Consider the following 15149-nt stretch of genomic DNA (forward strand, 5'->3'; position numbering starts at 1 on the left):
GCTCAGAAATGGCGTCGCGTCTCAGAAGTCGAGGGAGATCCTGACGCAGGCCTTTTCGAGCCGGGTCTTCAGCGTCGCGAGCTTGGCGGTGAATTCCGTCAGTTCGTTCTCATCGAACTCCTGGAAGACGAATTCGCGAATCGTCTTGTACTGCTCGTTAAGGCTCGCGATGTGCTTCTGCGTTTTCTCGACCAGCGACAGCCGCACCACGCGGGCGTCGGTCGGTGAGGGGCGGCGGCGCAGCAGGCCCTTCTTCTCCAGCAGCTTGGACTGGGTGGTGACGAAGGACGGGTCGACATGAAGCAGCTTGGAGACCACGTTGATGGGAACGCCGTCGTCCTTGTCGAGGTCGGAGATCGCCATCAGGATCAGCCATTGCGGTCCGCTGATGCCGAGCGTCCTGGCCCAGAACTGACGCAGCTCCTCCAAATACATGTTGATCGACGATATCTCCCAGGTGAATCGCCTGATGATATCGAGATTGCCGGCGGACCGGAGGCGCGCCCCTTCTTTCCTCGTCGCTGACACAGCGTCACTCCCGCGGGCTGGTTTCTTTCTTGGCCGGTGTTCGCGGCGGCCATAGTCCACGCAAGCCTGCCCTGACGCAAGTGCAGAGCAGAGTAATTGTGTCACGGAAATTACAAATATGATCGGGTCAGCCTTTTTAAGCTCCTGGCGTCCGGTGTTGCACTAGGGACACAGGTTTAGTGAAACCACAAAGCTGAGTTGATAAACTATTTTGATTAACGGAACGGCGCAGGCATATTGATCCGTGACGGTGGGGGGTTCTCGATCGTCCCGTTGCAGGTGGTCCGCTCACGTCCCTCGCGTCGAATGCGGGTGTGTCCGAAAGCGCGAAGCGGCCGAGCGGATTTGAAGAGACGGGGATCTGGGGGGCCTCACGGTCCGGTCTCCGCAAAATGTGCAACTTGGAGGTTTTAAATGAAAGTAGTGAAGAGCCTTTTGCTCGGCACTGCGGCGGGTCTCATCGCCGTCGGTGGAGCTCAGGCGGCTGATCTTCCGGTCAAGGCCAAGGCGGTCGAATACGTGAAGATCTGCTCCCTGTACGGTGCGGGTTTCTACTACATCCCGGGCACCGACACCTGCATCAAGCTGGGTGGTTACCTGCGCGCTGACGCCATTCTCGGCGGCGCCGGCGACTACGGTTTCAATAACAGCACGAGCTCTGTGAACGGTGGGTCAAACAACCGTGTGACCAACTACTATTACAGCCGCGCCCGTTTCGACCTCAACGTCGACACCCGCACGGCGACCGAATACGGCGTTGTTCGCACCTACGCCGACGTGGTTTTCACCTATGATACGTCCAACATCACCGGCAGCAGCCCGTCGACGATCTCGCCCAGTGCGCCGGCGCTCGGTCTGTACCATGCGTTCATCCAGTTCGCCGGTTTCACTTTCGGCCGCACGGTCTCGATCTTCGATGCCCCGTGGCAGAGCTATCCGGCTGGCGGTCCCGATTCCATTCCGGGCGGCTCCAACCACGTCAACGGTGTGAACCAGGCTGCCTACACGGCTGACTTCGGCCAGGGCATCACCGGTTCGCTGGCGTTGGAAGAGGAGACGTCGGCGTCAAACGGTCAGTCGAACCTGTGGAACGTCACCGGTTTCACGGCCTCCAGTGCTGTTAACGGCGCGGGTGCCATTGTTACGACTTCCGCTGCTGCAAACGCTGCTGCCGCCCTCATCCAGGGCAACTACGGCGTCCAGGCTTGGGGTGGAACGCGCGTCCCCGATATCATTGGTGCGGTCCGTGTCGACCAGGCCTGGGGTCTGGCCCAGATCTCGGTTGCGGCAAAGGATCTCCATCCCGGCTACTACGGCACGACTGAACCAACCGGTCATCCCTCGGACAAGTGGGGTTGGGCTGTGCAGGGTTCGTTGTCGATCAAGAACATCCCGACCGGTGCGGGCGACAACATCAACCTGCAGGCCGTCTACACCGACGGTGCAACGCGTTACAACTTCCAGAGCTTGTTCCCGCAGAGCTTCTTCATGTTCAGCGGTAGCGGCACCGGCGCGTATCAGAGCATCGGCTTCGCCGGTCTCGCTGACGGCGTCTTTGGCGCCGGTGGCAGCATCGATACCGTCAAGACCTGGGGCATCCGTGGTGGCTATACCCACAACTGGAGCCCGAACTGGGCGAGCGCCGTCTACGGCGGTTATGCCCAGCTGAAGTACGGCACCACGGGCAAGGCCCTGATCTGCGCCAACTTCGCGTCGATCGCAGTGGCAGGTTCGACCTGTAATCCGGACTTCAACTTCGGCGTGATCGGTGTCAACACGATCTGGACTCCGGTCAAGAACCTGGCGTTCACGGCGGACCTGAGCTGGTCGCGTCTGGACCAGAAGTACTCTGGCGCCATCACTGCCCCGGCCATTTCGACTGCCGCCAAGCCGGCTGCCGTGTACGAGCTGAAGGACCAGAACTCGGTGACCATGATGCTGCGCGCTCAGCGCAACTTCTAATCATCGATCGCGCAAATCGATCAGAGAACCCCGGCGGGAAACCGCCGGGGTTTTTTGATGAAAGGCTGATTTGTAAAATCAGAAATGCCCTGCGCGAGCGAAGACGAGCTATGCGATTCGATTGCCACCAATCTTATTTACTTACCTGAGTTGATCAGCTATATAGCTGTCAGCCGGTTCCAAAAAATCTCGGCTCTTAGCTTCACGCTAAGCCTCCAGAAACCTCCGGTAGTGCCCTGCCGGAGGTTTTTCGTTGTGGGGCAGGGGACGGCGGGCTTCAGCCGCGCACGACACGCGCACGCGAGTTCGGCCGGTAGGCGAGGCGGCTGTGGCCTGCGCAATAGGGCTGTCCGTCGTGCGCGGCGTTGCCGCAGAAGCAGAAATCCTCCGCACCGGGCGTCGAGATCGGCCAGCGGCAGCGGTTTTCGCCGAGCTCCATCAGCGAGCAGCGATTGGCTTCGTCAATTGGTCCGGTCGCGACAGGCACGACAGATTCGCCGTAGATCGTGGCGAGCATCTCAAATTGCAGCCGGGGCACCGCTTTTTGCGTGCGCGGCGCGCCAGTCCGGTCCTGGTGCCTGTCTTGGGGTCTGCGCTCGTCGACCGAGCGGCCGCGCGTGAGATTCAGCCGCGACAGCTTGCCGATCACGGCGTTGCGGCTGACGCCGATGTCGGCGGCGATCTCGCGGCAGGACAGACCGGCCTCGAAATGTTGCTTCAGAAGTTCAATTCGTTCGTTGGTCCAGGTCGGTGAGAGAACAGGCATTGTAACGGTCCCCGGTTGCGACAATCGACCAACCGCAGCTCGAGATCCGTCCGCTTCACGTTCGGCGCGCGCTCACGTCCTGCCATTGTCGCGAATCGACAAAAGCCCGTCCTTGATGGCGAGACGGATGCCTTCCTCGATCAATGTCCGTGCGACGCCGGGAACGCTGGTGCCGTGGGTGCCCTGTCTCACCAACTTCTCCAGGTAGGTGATGGTCGAGAGCGCCAAGGTTACGGGAATGCGGTCAGTTTCGGCTTTTTCGGTGGCCATGGCCCGAACGCTAGCCTCTTACTCGGGTACATAAAAGTAACGATTAAGACTCTATTTAGGTTCAGGGGTGGAAGTCAAATGGCGGCTGAGCTCGTCGCTTAGATCGTTGGAATCGTGCAGGAAATCAGACGCGACTCAGCACGCCGCGCGGGATGTCCGGGCGGCCGTGGAATGTGGAGCGGTCAGGAGGTACCGGCGATATCAGCCGTGCACGATCGTCTTTTCGATCATGCAATGGATGCCCTTGGAGCCGTTGACGGTCTGGGTGACCCGCAGATCGGCCGCGAGACTGCACAGTGTATAGGCGTCCTCGCGCGACAGATTTCGCGTCTCGCCAAGCAGCACGATCATATCGCGCAGCGCCCGCACCGCGCATTGGTCGAGGTCAGGGTCCATTGCCATGGTCATGTAGTGGGTCGGCGTCTCCGCGCGCGGATAGTCGAATCGCAAATCCTTGCGCAACGTCAGCCGGAAGCGGCCCTGCAGCGCCGTCTCGATCGCTGTGACGCAGACCTCGCCGTCGCCCTGCACGCCGTGGCCGTCGCCGCAGGAGAACATCGCGCCAGGAACGAATACCGGCAGAAACAACGTCGCGCCGGCGCCGAGCTCCTTGTTGTCGAGATTGCCGCCCATGGCGCGCGGGACAAGCGAGGAGATGCGGCCCCAGGCCGGCGGCGGCGAAACGCCCATCACGCCGAAAAACGGTTTTAGCGGCAGGTCGAGGCCCCACGGCATGCGGCCGACCATGCGCGTCCGGTCCAGTGGAATGTTGAGGATGCGCGTCTCGTGGAAATCGTCGGGCAGGGTGCCGGACAATGGCTTGATCATGTTCCAGCCCCAGTCCTGGCGGAGCTGGACGTCGAGGATTTCGACTGCGAGCACATCGCCGGGCTCGGCGCCTTCGACCGCGACCGGGCCGGTCAGGATGTGGCCGGGCAGCATGCGCTCGTTCTTGGTATGAACCTCGAACATCTCCGGTGGAATGTGAAACTTGCTGCGGTCGGGCAGCATGTCCGGCCCGCCGCTGATGGTATCGATGGTCACCTCATCGCCGCTGGCGATGGTGAGGACGGGCTTGAGCGCGGCTTCAAAGAAGCCCCAATGGCAGGTCTCGGGACTTGAATGCAGGTGATGATGGGTCATTTGCCGCGTCCAATCATAAGAAACTCGTCATGAGATCCTGTTATGCCCGGGCTTGACCCGGCAATCGATCCTCTTCCAAGAAGATTTCTGAAGATGGGCGGGCGGGTCAAGCCCGCGCATGGCACGATCATTTCAGCGAGGCTTCCCCTGTACTTCCTTCTTTCCAAGACGCTCGGCGCCGCAGTGGTGCCGATCAATCTTCTGGCCGAACTCGGGATCATCGCGGTCGTGTTGATGGCAACGCGTTTTGCCGGGCTCGGCCGGAAGCTGGCCACGACCACGCTGATCCTGTTCGCGCTCGCTGCCTTTTCGCCGCTTGGCAATCTCTTGCTCTATCCGCTTGAGTCACGTTTTCCGGCGTGGGATCCGTCGCGCGGCACACCCGACGGCATCATCGTGCTGGGCGGCTCGGTTGATACCGATCTGTCGGCGGCGCATCACACGCCGGTGGTCTCACACGCGGCCGATCGTTTTTTTGCGCCGGCCGAGCTTGCGCGTCGCTATCCGAATGCGCGCATCGTCTTCACGGGGGGCTCTGCGAACCTGGTCTCGCCCGGCGCCAGGGAAGCCGACTACTCGGTACCGATCCTGGAAAATATCGGCATATCGAGGGAACGCCTGATCGTGGAACGGGACTCGCGCAACACCTACGAGAATGCGATCTTCACGAAGCGCTTGGTGGCACCGAAACCGGGCGAGCGCTGGCTGCTGGTGACCTCGGCCTTTCACATGCCGCGTTCGATGGGGATATTCCGCAAGGCTGGATTTGATGTCGAAGCCTATCCCGTCGACTGGCGGATGGGCGGGCGCGACGATCTGTTCTCTTTCACCAATGTCGGTTCGGACGGTCTCGGCCGAACCGACACGGCTGTGCGCGAATGGATCGGCCTCGTGGCCAACCGCCTCGTGGGCAGGACCAGCGAGTTGCTTCCCGGGCCGGCCAAGGACTAGAACAGCCTCAGTAGCCCAACAATAGGGGCACGCCGGGAGGATGCCATGCAGCAGCCAGCCGCTGATACGATCGATCTTGCCGGCCTCGTGGCCGATCTCAACAGCCTGTTGCGGCTGAAGACCACGGTGATTGGCATGAAGCTGTTCGCGCGCGTCGCCGACATGGAGGCGATCCCGAAAATCCGGCGGCCGAATGCGGTCCACACCACCGACCAGATCGTCAGCATGGCTTCGCGCCTGGGATGGACCGTCGGCATTACCGCCGACGATCTCGTCGGCGCGCAGTGCCGCGCGGTGATCGGGCTTAGCCCCCAGGACGAGAAATGGCTCGCCGGCGAAAATTATGTCGGGGTCTGGCACGGCACCGCAGAGGATGCGCGCAAGCGCCAGGAGGCGCTGGACGTGGTTCCGTTCGGGCAATATCAGGCGCTCGCGGTCAGCCCGCTGGCGAGCGGCCGGCTCGATCGACCCGACATCTGCCTCGTCTACGCAACGCCCGGCCAGATGATCATCCTGATCAACGGGCTACAATATACCGGCTACAAGAAGTTCGAATGGGGCGTGGTCGGCGAGACCGCTTGCGCCGATTCCTGGGGACGGGCGCTCAAAAGCGGCGAGCCCAGCCTGTCCTTGCCATGCTATGCCGAACGACGCTATGGCGGCGTGCCGGACGAGGAGATGCTGATGGCCTTGAAGCCGCATCATCTCGCCAAAGCAATCGAAGGCATGAAGGCGCTGGCCAAGAACGGCCTGCGCTACCCGATCCCGCCCTATGGAATTCAAAGCGACGTCCGCGCCGGCATGGGCGTGAGCTACGCGAAGAAGTAAAGGCCGACCATGAGCTCTGCGAAATTCGACATCGTCGTCTACGGCGCGACCGGTTTCACCGGCCAGCTCGTCGCCGAATATCTGACCCAGCACTATAAGACTGACAAGACACTGAAATGGGCGATGGCAGGGCGCAGCCTCGGCAAGCTGAAAGCGGTACGCGACGCAATCGGCGCGCCTGGGAACACGCCGTTGATCGTCGCGGATGCGTCGGACGCGGCCTCGCTAAGGGCGATGGCCGAGCAGACGATGTCGGTGATTACCACCGTCGGTCCGTATCAGCTCTACGGTGAGGAACTGCTCGCGGCCTGCGTCGCCACCGGCACTGATTATTTCGATCTGTGCGGCGAGCCGATCTGGATGCGGCAGATGATCGACAAGTACGAGGCGGCTGCAAAGGAAAGCGGCGCGCGTATCGTGTTCTCCTGTGGCTTTGACTCCGTGCCGTTCGAGCTCGGTACGTTCTTCGTGCAGGAAGAGGCCAAGCGCGTGTTCGGCACACCAGCTGCGCGCGTGAAGGGCCGCGTGCGCGACATGCGCGGCACGCTGTCGGGCGGTACCGCGGCGAGCGCGAAGGCGACTTTCGATGCCGTTGCCAAGGACATCAGCCTCATCGCGATCCTGAACGATCCGTTCGCGCTGACGCCGGGCTTCGCCGGACCGAAGCAGCCGAAGGGCAACAGATCGCTGCTCGAGGAGGATCTGCAATCCTGGGCCGCGCCGTTCATGATGGCACTGATTAACACCCGCAACGTCCATCGCTCCAACATGCTGATGGGCTTTCCCTACGGCCAGGATTTCGTCTACGACGAGATGGTTCTGACGGGCCCCGGCGAGAAGGGCGAGGCCAACGCCAAGCGCGTGATGGCGGCCAACGCTGAGAAGACCGGCCCGAGCGCGCCGAAGCCGGGTGAGGGACCGTCGAAGGAAGAGCGCGAGAACGGGCTCTTCAATCTGCTTTATGTCGCGATCGCGCCCGACGGCCGTGCGGTCCGCGCCGGCGTCACCGGCGACCGCGATCCCGGCTACGGCTCGACCTCGAAGATGATCTCCGAATGCGCCATCTGCATGCTGCGCGACGTGACCGATGTCGCAGCCGGCTTCTGGACACCGGGCGCAGCGATGCAGCACAAGCTGATCAAGCGGCTGCGGGACAATGCGGGGCTGACGTTCGCCGTGGAAGCATAAGGTCTGCGATCCCCAGGAAGCGCGATCCATGTCCACGAAGTTCGACATCGTCGTCTATGGCGCAACGGGATATACCGGCCAGCTTGTCGCCGAGTACCTCGCCGCGCGCTACATCGGTGACGGGGCCCCGACATGGGCGATGGCGGGGCGCAGCAAAGACAAGCTCGAATCCGTTCGCGACGCGATCGGCGCACCCGTGGACACGCCGCTCATCGTTGCGGATGCAGCCGATCCGGCGTCGTTGCGGGCGATGGTCGATCAGGCGAAGCTGGTCGTCACCACCGTCGGTCCGTACCAGCTTTATGGGGCCGATCTGCTGGCCGCCTGCGTCGCATCTGGCACCGACTACATGGATCTCTGCGGCGAGCCGATCTGGCTGAAGCAGATGATTGACAAGTACGAGGCCGCAGCGAAAGAGAGCGGTGCGCGCATCATCTTCTCCTGCGGCTTCGATTCCATTCCGTTCGAACTCGGTGCGTTCTTCGTGCAGGAGGAAGCCAGGCGCGTGTTCGGCGCACCGGCCCCCCGCGTCAAGGGGCGCGTCCGCGATCTCAGCTGGAAGTTCTCCGGCGGCACCTCGGCGAGCGCAAGGCTCACTTTCGCAGCGGTTGCGCAGGATCTCAGTCTGGTATCGATCCTCAAAGATCCCTTTGCGTTTACGCCTGGCTTCGAGGGACCGAAGCAGCCGCGCGGCAACAAGCCGGTTTTCGAGGAGGACCTGCAGTCCTGGTCCGCCCCGTTCGCGATGGCGACGCTGAACACGCGCAATGTCCACCGCTCCAACATGCTGATGGGATTCTCCTATGGCCGGGATTTCGTCTACGACGAGATGGTGCTGACGGGAGCGGGGGAAGAAGGTCAGGCCAACGCCAGGCTTGTCATGGCCGCCAACAGCGAAAAGACCGGCCCCGAGGCGCTCAAGCCCGGTGAGGGGCCGTCGAAGGAAGAGCGCGAGAACGGCCATTACGACCTGCTTTATGTCGCGATTGCGCCCGATGGCCGTCAGGTTCGCGCGGCCGTGAAGGGCGATCTCGATCCGGGCTATGCGTCAACGGCGAAGATCATTTCCGAATCTGCGATCTGCCTGCTGCGCGACACACCGGATGTCCCAGCCGGGCTCTGGACGCCGGGTGCAGCGATGCAGCACAAGCTGATCAAGCGCTTGCGGGAGCAAGCGGGGCTGATATTCGCTGTGGAAGGCTAACTCTGCTATCGTAGGGTGGGCAAAGGCGCAACGCGCCGTGCCCACCATCTCTCCGCGGTTCATCTTCGCGAATGGTGGGCACGCTCCGCTTTGCCCACCCTACGGCACCGTGCCACTACACCGCTCGCGCGTCGTACGCGTACATGAAATCCATGCTCTTCGATCCCAACGGCAGCAGCCATTTCATCATCTGATTTCTGACCCAGGCGCCGGTGGCGCTGAACTCGCGCTTGTTGTTGCCGTTGCGGCGGGCGATGGCGACGATCTTTTCCGCGCGGGGGCGGCGTTCGGCCTCGAAGGCCTGGAAGGTAGCGGTTAGCTCCTGGCCCTCCTGCATCAGACGGGCGAGCCGCATCGCATCTTCCAGCGCGAGCGAGGCACCTTGGCCGGCATGGGGGCTGGTTGCATGGGCGGCATCGCCGATCAGCAGCGAGCGCTTGCGCGACCAGGTCGGCAAGGTCGCGACGTCGAGCGTGTCGGTGACCACGATGTTCTCGGCCGCCTCGATGATGGCAGGGATCGGCTCATGCCAGCCACGATGGAAGCCGCGCAGATGCTGCTTCAGCGTCGGCCGGTCGAGCGCGCGGAACATCTCGGCATCCATGCCATACGCGGGCTGCGTGCTCCACCACATCACGCCGTCCTTCGGATCAGGGCTGCAATAGCCGTAGCCGAAGAAGCCGCTCTGCCCGAACGTGGTCTCGACATGCCGGCCGATCGCCCGGCCGTCGAGTACGATATGCGGCACGAAGCCACCGAACCCGATGAGGCCGGTGTTGAAGGGCGTTGGTCCGTCCGGCACGACCTGGCCCCGCGTGATCGAATGCACGCCATCGGCGCCGATCAGGAAGTCGCCCTCGGCGATGGTGCCGTCGGCGAAATAGGCGATGATCGGCTGGTCGCCGCGATCCTCGATCTTGATCAGGCGCTTGTCGAAATAGAGCGAGACGCAGGCGCACCAGGCCTTGTCGATCAGCATCTCGTTCAGCGTGGCGCGGCAGACATTGACCGCGGGCTGGCCGAAGCGCCGCGCCATGTCACGGTTGATCGAGCCGAGCCGTTGGCCTTCTTGCGAACAGAAGTCGAAGGACTCCGCGATCGAGCCGCGGCTGATCAGCTCCGCCGCAAGTCCGATCTCGTCCATCACATGCATGCCGTTCGGCGCGATCTGGAGGCCGCCGCCGATGCCCTTCGAGTAGGGCCAGGCTTCGTAGATCGCGGATTCAATGCCGGCGCGGCGCAGCAGGATCGCGGCAACGGGCCCGGCGATGCCGGCGCCGATGATCAGGGCTTTACGGGGACGATGAGGCATTGGCTTGCTCGCGACGTTTCCGTGGTGCTAGGAGAAATCACGGTCGCTAAATCTCTTAGTGGCTAAGATATATATCGACTAAGATATGAGGTGAGCCTTGTCAAGGGCAAAAGCGCGCGCTGCGTTGCTGGGCGAATTGGAGGAGGCGATGCGCCGGTCGTCGGCGCAGGGCGTGCTCTATGGGCAAACCGTTGCGAACGTGGCCGGAATTGCCAACTCCGACCTCGAATGCATGGACATCCTCTATCTCGAGGGGCGCGTGACCGCCGGCCGGCTCGCCGAGGTGACGGGACTGACGACCGGCGCCATCACCGGGGTGGTGGATCGGCTCGAGGAGGCAGGGCTCGTGCGCCGCGAGCGGGATGAGCACGATCGGCGCAAGGTCTTCATTTCGGTTGTACCGGAGACCGGGGCAAAGATCGGCGAACTCTACGTGCCGATGCAGCAGGCCATGGAGAAGGTCTTCAGCACCTATTCGGACGAGGAACTGCGCCTATTGCTGCGTTTTGCCAATGAGGGCTACAAGGGCGTGCTTGCAGCGACCGCCGCACTGAAAGGCCTGCTCGATACGCCGCCAGAGAAGCGGCCCGCGCTCAAGCTGAAGAAGCATCCTCGCCAGACTTGATCTTGTAGGCCTGCGCGGCCGCGATCATGCCCCACATCGCGCCCAGCATCATCCAGAAGTGCCGCCAGTGGTCGGTGTCGATCACAAAACTTTCGCCGACGGTGCCGACGAAGGCCGAGAACACCGCGAGATAGGCGCGCTGCCAGGGCACACGGACGAAGATGTGGCGGAAGCCTGTGATGACGGTGGTGAAGACCAGCGCGGGATAGCACACGCCGGAGAGCCAGCCCCCGGACATGAAGGCGTTCAGATAGGAATTGTGGGTGTCCTCAGGGAAGAAGCGGTGGAATTGTAAGGGACCGATGCCGAACGGCAGGTCGAGCGCCATCTCCGCGCCCAGGATGTGCCGGCCGAAGCGGCCGAAGCGGCCTTCGTCATAGCTCTGGTCGAAGCTCGCGCGCTGCTTGAACATCTCGGCAATGGAATCGAACGACAGCAGCACCGCGATCAGCGCGAGGCCCAGCACCACCGCGACGATGGCCATGATGATGATGCGCGAGCGCTGCGCATTGGTGCGGCTGGTCAGCACCATCAGCGCCAGCATGAAGGCCGAGGTCAGGACCAGCCCGCCCCATGCGGCGCGGGAGAAGGCGAGCAGGATCGCCAGCGACATGATGCCGAACGCGATGACGTTGCGGAACGCCTTCGGCAGCCTGTCCGAGACCACGCTCTGGAGCGCGAACAGCGCCGGCAGGATCAGGAAGGCGCCGAGCACGTTCGGATCCTTGAACGTGCCGCGTGCACGCTCGTAGAGCGTCAGGAGATCGTGGCCGCCGGGAACGAGGTTGAAATAGCCGGCGATCGCCGAAAGCGAGGCGACCATCGCGCCGACCACGAGGCCGCGGCGCAGCATATCGAGCCGCGCCGCTGTGTCCTCGGAGGTGACCATGGCGAAGAACACCACGGTCACCGCCATGTACCAGGAGGTCGCGATCCAGCTTGCGACCTCGGACTGGTCGAGCAGCGGGATCGCGCTGATGGTGTAGCCGACATTGAGCAGGACCAGGGCCAGCACCAGCGGCATCAGCACGAGCGTGAGGCGCAGACCGGTGGCGAAGAAAGCGACGGTGGCGAGCAGCGTCGCGATCTCGTAGGGGCTCGGCTCGATGAACACGATCGCGCCGGACGCGCCGACCAGCCACACCAGCGCGCGCTGCAGGGCCAGCACGCCGGGCGCTGCCGGTGCGGCTGCGTTCATTCCACCGGCTGTTGCCGCATACGCCATCACGCGCTCACGTTACTTGTACGCCACAAACACCGCTGTCATCGCCCGGCTTGACCGGGCGATCCAGTACTTCGCGGCGCCTACTGCGGAAGGCGGTTGGCGCCGCGGAGTACTGGATGCCCCGCCTTCGCGGGGCATGACGGAGAGACTCAACTCAATACGCGTTCTCGTTCTTGGTCAGCAGCGAGAGCGGCGTCTTCAGGAGAATGACGAGGTCGAACAGCACCGACCAGTTCTCGATGTAGTAGAGGTCGAACTCGACGCGCTTCTGGATCTTCTCTTCATTGTCGATCTCGCCGCGCCAGCCGTTGATCTGGGCCCAGCCGGTGATGCCGGGCTTGACGCGATGGCGGGCGAAATAGCCGTCGACGGCCTCGTCGAACAGGCGGCTCTGGAGCTTGCCCTGCACCGCATGCGGGCGCGGGCCGACCAGGGAGAGATTGCCGGAGAACACCACGTTGAAAAGCTGCGGCAGTTCGTCGAGGCTGGTCTTGCGGATGAAGCGGCCGACGCGGGTGACGCGTGGATCGTTCTTGGTCACGACCTTCGACGCCGTCGGGTCGGACTGGTGGTGATACATCGAGCGGAATTTGTAGACGTCGATACGCTCATTGTTGAAGCCGAACCGCTTCTGGCGGAACAGCACAGGACCGGGGCTGTCGAGCCTCACCGCCAGCGCCACCAGCGCCATCACGGGAAGTGCTGCGAGCAGCGCGAGGCCGCCGACGACGCGGTCGAACAGCCATTTCATCACCAGATCCCAGTCGGTGATCGGCGCCTCGAACACGTCGAGCGTCGGGACCTCGCCGAGATAGGAATAGGAGCGGGGACGAAAGCGCAGCTTGTTGGTGTGCGCGGAGAGGCGGATGTCGACCGGCAGCACCCAGAGCTTCTTCAGCATCTCCAGGATGCGCGTCTCCGCCGAGATCGGCAGCGCGAACAGCACCAGATCGACCCGGGTGCGGCGGGCGAATTCGACGATGTCGTCGACCTTGCCGAGCTTGCGTGCGCCGGCGCAAGCATCGAGCGCGCGGCTGTCGTTGCGATCGTCGAACACGCCGAGCACGTGGATATCGGAATCCTCCTGCGCCTTCAGTGCCTCGACCAGCTGCTCTCCATTGCTGTCGGAGCCGACGATGATGGTGCGGCGGTCGAGCCGGCCCCGGCGCGCCCAGCCGCGTACCAGCGAGCGCAGGATAAGGCGCTCGGCGACCAATGCGGCGAGGCCAAGGAAGTAGAAGGCGGCAAGCCACAGCCGCGACATGTCGCTGCCGAACTTGGCGAAGAAGGAGATGCCGATGAACAGCAGGAAGACGAACGACCAGGACGAGATCATTCGTGTCATTTGCCGGAGCTGCCCGCGGAACAGCTGCACCTGGTAGATGTCAGCAGCCTGGAAGCAGACCACGGCGGCGACCGCGACGGCGAGGATCTCGGCGGGATAGACCCAGCTGAAGCCGACGACCGGCATGACGTAGCCGACATACACGGCGATGCCGACCACGCTCAGCAGCACGAAATCGATGGCGCGCGCAAAGCCGGCGATCACGATCGGCGAATAGGCGCGTGCGACTTTCTGGTTGACCACATCGAGTGCGGCCGGCGTCAGCCGGCGGCGGCGTTCGACGAAAGTCGTCTCAGCCGGCTTGGCCGCGGCGCTAGTCGCGGCATCGAGCATCGAGCGTGCATTGAGCGGTTCCACGGTCGTCCACGTCCGTTCCAAAGACCCGCGGGCGCAGCTTTGCGCTCCCGGGCAAGCATCCCCCGGCAGGTGGATTATCGGACAAATCGGAAGATTTTCTAAAGCGGCCTTAAGGATGGTTAATGATTGGCAAATGCGTCGCGGTAACCTGCGAGCACGCCGTCGACCATCGCCTGCTGAGAGAAATACGCTGATATCCGCTCGCGGAGCGACACCGCGCGCTGCGCTGTCGCCTCCGCATTCTCGAGCGCGGCCGCGATCGCCTCAGCCATCGCTTCGGCGTTGCTGGCCGCGAACAGGGCCAGGCTTTCGGGGCCAAAGATCTCGGGGATGCCGCCGACGCGCGCCGCGATCATTGGGATGCCGGCCGCGCCCGCCTCGATCACGACATAGGGCATGGAATCGCCGCGCGAGGGAACGACCAGCAGCCGTCCCTTGGAAAAGCCATAGCGCGCCTTGACGTGGCCGATGAAGCGGATCGCGTCCGTCAGGCCGAGCCGCTCGACCTGCGCCTTTAGCGTCGCCGTCTCCTCACCGTCGCCGCCGAGCGTCAGCGTGACCTTCTTGCCGCTCTCATGCAGCAACGCTATTGCGTCGATCAGGAGGTCCGTGCCCTTGATGTGCCTGAACTCGCCGACATAGGCGAGGTCGGTGGCGTCATCGGCGATGACAACGGGCTCGAACTCCTCCGGCGTCACGCCGTTGAAGACGCAATGCACCACGCCCTTGGGCGTGCCAACGATGCGCTGGTAGGTGTCGCGGGCAAAGGCGCTCTCGAACAGGAACAGATCCGTCGCATCCATCAGCGTGCGCTCGAGCCGCGCATAAAACTCGCCCTTCAGGGTGTTGAGGGGATAGTGCAGCGAGCCGCCATGCGGAGTGTAGATGCGGATGGTGTCGTCCGCGCGGCGCCGCATGCGCACGAAGGCGCCGGCCTTGGCACCGTGGCCATGCATGACGTCGGGCTTGAGCGTGGCGATCACGCGGCGCATGCGCAGCCACACCAGAAAATCCTCCGGCGAGGGTTCGCGGCGGATCGCCAGCCGCTGCACGCCGAGCTTCAGCCGCGGCGCAAGCTCGGCCAGCGCCTTGTCCGCGCGCTCGCCGCCGGTGAGGCTGTCGGCGAGAATCCCGACGTGATGGCCGCGATCGACCTGGCCGTTGGCGAGGTCGAGGATGTGGCGCATGATGCCGCCGACGGGCGCGCGGACGGCGTGCAGGATTCGGAGCGGCTGGTCGGGAGAGGGGGGCATGATCAAAACCAGCGCTCGACGGCGAATGCCGAACAAAGTTCTCGAAATATCGAGATGGATTAAGGGCCCTCGTGGTTAACAAACGGTGACGAGCACGCTTGTCTTACCCGCGGGACGTCGCGATTAACCCAGCGGCAACCTTAATGGAGTGTAATCGGCCCCATTGAGGTACACGAGTGGCGTTGCCCTGCG

General features: G+C 63.3%; 14 protein-coding genes. 6 read left to right on the forward strand and 8 right to left on the reverse strand.

What is annotated here, in order from left to right; translation table 11 throughout:
- Positions 1-21: 21 nt before the first annotated feature.
- Positions 22-528: a MarR family winged helix-turn-helix transcriptional regulator gene (locus JJC00_RS18350; protein ID WP_200473867.1), complete on the reverse strand. Its 507-nt coding sequence runs from the start codon at positions 526-528 to the stop codon at positions 22-24.
- A 414-nt stretch (positions 529-942) separates the two neighbouring features.
- On the opposite strand from JJC00_RS18350, the gene JJC00_RS18355 reads away from it, so the two are divergent.
- Positions 943-2490, forward strand: coding sequence for a porin (locus JJC00_RS18355; protein ID WP_200473868.1), 1548 nt, complete (start codon positions 943-945; stop codon positions 2488-2490).
- Between the two features lie 277 nt (positions 2491-2767).
- Here the strand turns inward: JJC00_RS18355 and JJC00_RS18360 are convergent, their stop codons facing one another.
- From JJC00_RS18360 to JJC00_RS18370, 3 genes are all read right to left on the reverse strand, one after another.
- The gene (locus tag JJC00_RS18360) at positions 2768-3256 is read right to left on the reverse strand and encodes a GcrA family cell cycle regulator (protein ID WP_200473869.1); all 489 of its coding nucleotides are present in this window, start codon (positions 3254-3256) and stop codon (positions 2768-2770) included.
- 72 nt (positions 3257-3328) lie between these two features.
- Complete coding sequence (locus JJC00_RS18365) at positions 3329-3526, reverse strand: hypothetical protein (RefSeq protein WP_007603456.1); 198 nt, start codon at positions 3524-3526, stop codon at positions 3329-3331.
- A gap of 201 nt (positions 3527-3727) precedes the next feature.
- Positions 3728-4669 carry an acetamidase/formamidase family protein gene (locus tag JJC00_RS18370; RefSeq protein ID WP_200473870.1) on the reverse strand — a complete coding sequence of 314 codons (942 nt, stop codon included), beginning with the start codon at positions 4667-4669 and terminating at the stop codon, positions 3728-3730.
- 183 nt (positions 4670-4852) lie between these two features.
- Between JJC00_RS18370 and JJC00_RS18375 the strand changes: the two genes are divergently transcribed.
- The 4 genes from JJC00_RS18375 to JJC00_RS18390 are packed head-to-tail and all read left to right on the forward strand — an operon-like array spanning position 4853 to position 8840.
- Positions 4853-5620: a YdcF family protein gene (locus JJC00_RS18375; RefSeq protein ID WP_246774276.1), complete on the forward strand. Its 768-nt coding sequence runs from the start codon at positions 4853-4855 to the stop codon at positions 5618-5620.
- Between the two features lie 45 nt (positions 5621-5665).
- A complete protein-coding gene (locus JJC00_RS18380) occupies positions 5666-6448 on the forward strand; it encodes a DUF169 domain-containing protein (RefSeq protein ID WP_200473872.1) in 783 nt (260 codons plus the stop codon).
- Positions 6449-6457: 9 nt separating this feature from the next.
- On the forward strand, positions 6458-7636 hold the full coding sequence (locus JJC00_RS18385; protein ID WP_200473873.1) for a saccharopine dehydrogenase family protein: 1179 nt from the start codon (positions 6458-6460) through the stop codon (positions 7634-7636).
- A 28-nt stretch (positions 7637-7664) separates the two neighbouring features.
- A complete protein-coding gene (locus JJC00_RS18390) occupies positions 7665-8840 on the forward strand; it encodes a saccharopine dehydrogenase family protein (RefSeq protein ID WP_200473874.1) in 1176 nt (391 codons plus the stop codon).
- Positions 8841-8955: 115 nt separating this feature from the next.
- Here JJC00_RS18390 and JJC00_RS18395 read toward each other — a convergent pair whose 3' ends face one another.
- Entirely contained in the window at positions 8956-10152 is a 1197-nt protein-coding gene (locus JJC00_RS18395; RefSeq protein WP_200473875.1) for an FAD-dependent monooxygenase, read from the reverse strand.
- Positions 10153-10300: 148 nt separating this feature from the next.
- Between JJC00_RS18395 and JJC00_RS18400 the strand changes: the two genes are divergently transcribed.
- On the forward strand, positions 10301-10777 hold the full coding sequence (locus JJC00_RS18400; protein ID WP_200473876.1) for a MarR family transcriptional regulator: 477 nt from the start codon (positions 10301-10303) through the stop codon (positions 10775-10777).
- Here the strand turns inward: JJC00_RS18400 and JJC00_RS18405 are convergent.
- The 3 genes from JJC00_RS18405 to JJC00_RS18415 all read right to left on the reverse strand — a co-directional run bounded on the left by JJC00_RS18405 (position 10746) and on the right by JJC00_RS18415 (position 14957).
- Positions 10746-12002 (reverse strand): O-antigen ligase family protein, encoded by a 1257-nt coding sequence (locus JJC00_RS18405; protein WP_200473877.1) that lies wholly within the window; start codon positions 12000-12002, stop codon positions 10746-10748. The two genes, JJC00_RS18400 and JJC00_RS18405, sit on opposite strands and share 32 nt — an antisense overlap.
- 154 nt (positions 12003-12156) lie before the next feature.
- Positions 12157-13704 (reverse strand): undecaprenyl-phosphate glucose phosphotransferase, encoded by a 1548-nt coding sequence (locus JJC00_RS18410; RefSeq protein ID WP_200473878.1) that lies wholly within the window; start codon positions 13702-13704, stop codon positions 12157-12159.
- Between the two features lie 119 nt (positions 13705-13823).
- On the reverse strand, positions 13824-14957 hold the full coding sequence (locus tag JJC00_RS18415) for a glycosyltransferase (protein WP_200473879.1): 1134 nt from the start codon (positions 14955-14957) through the stop codon (positions 13824-13826).
- Positions 14958-15149: the final 192 nt, after the last annotated feature.

The organism is Bradyrhizobium diazoefficiens, from assembly GCF_016616885.1.
GTDB classification, from domain to species: Bacteria; Pseudomonadota; Alphaproteobacteria; order Rhizobiales; family Xanthobacteraceae; genus Bradyrhizobium; species Bradyrhizobium diazoefficiens_F.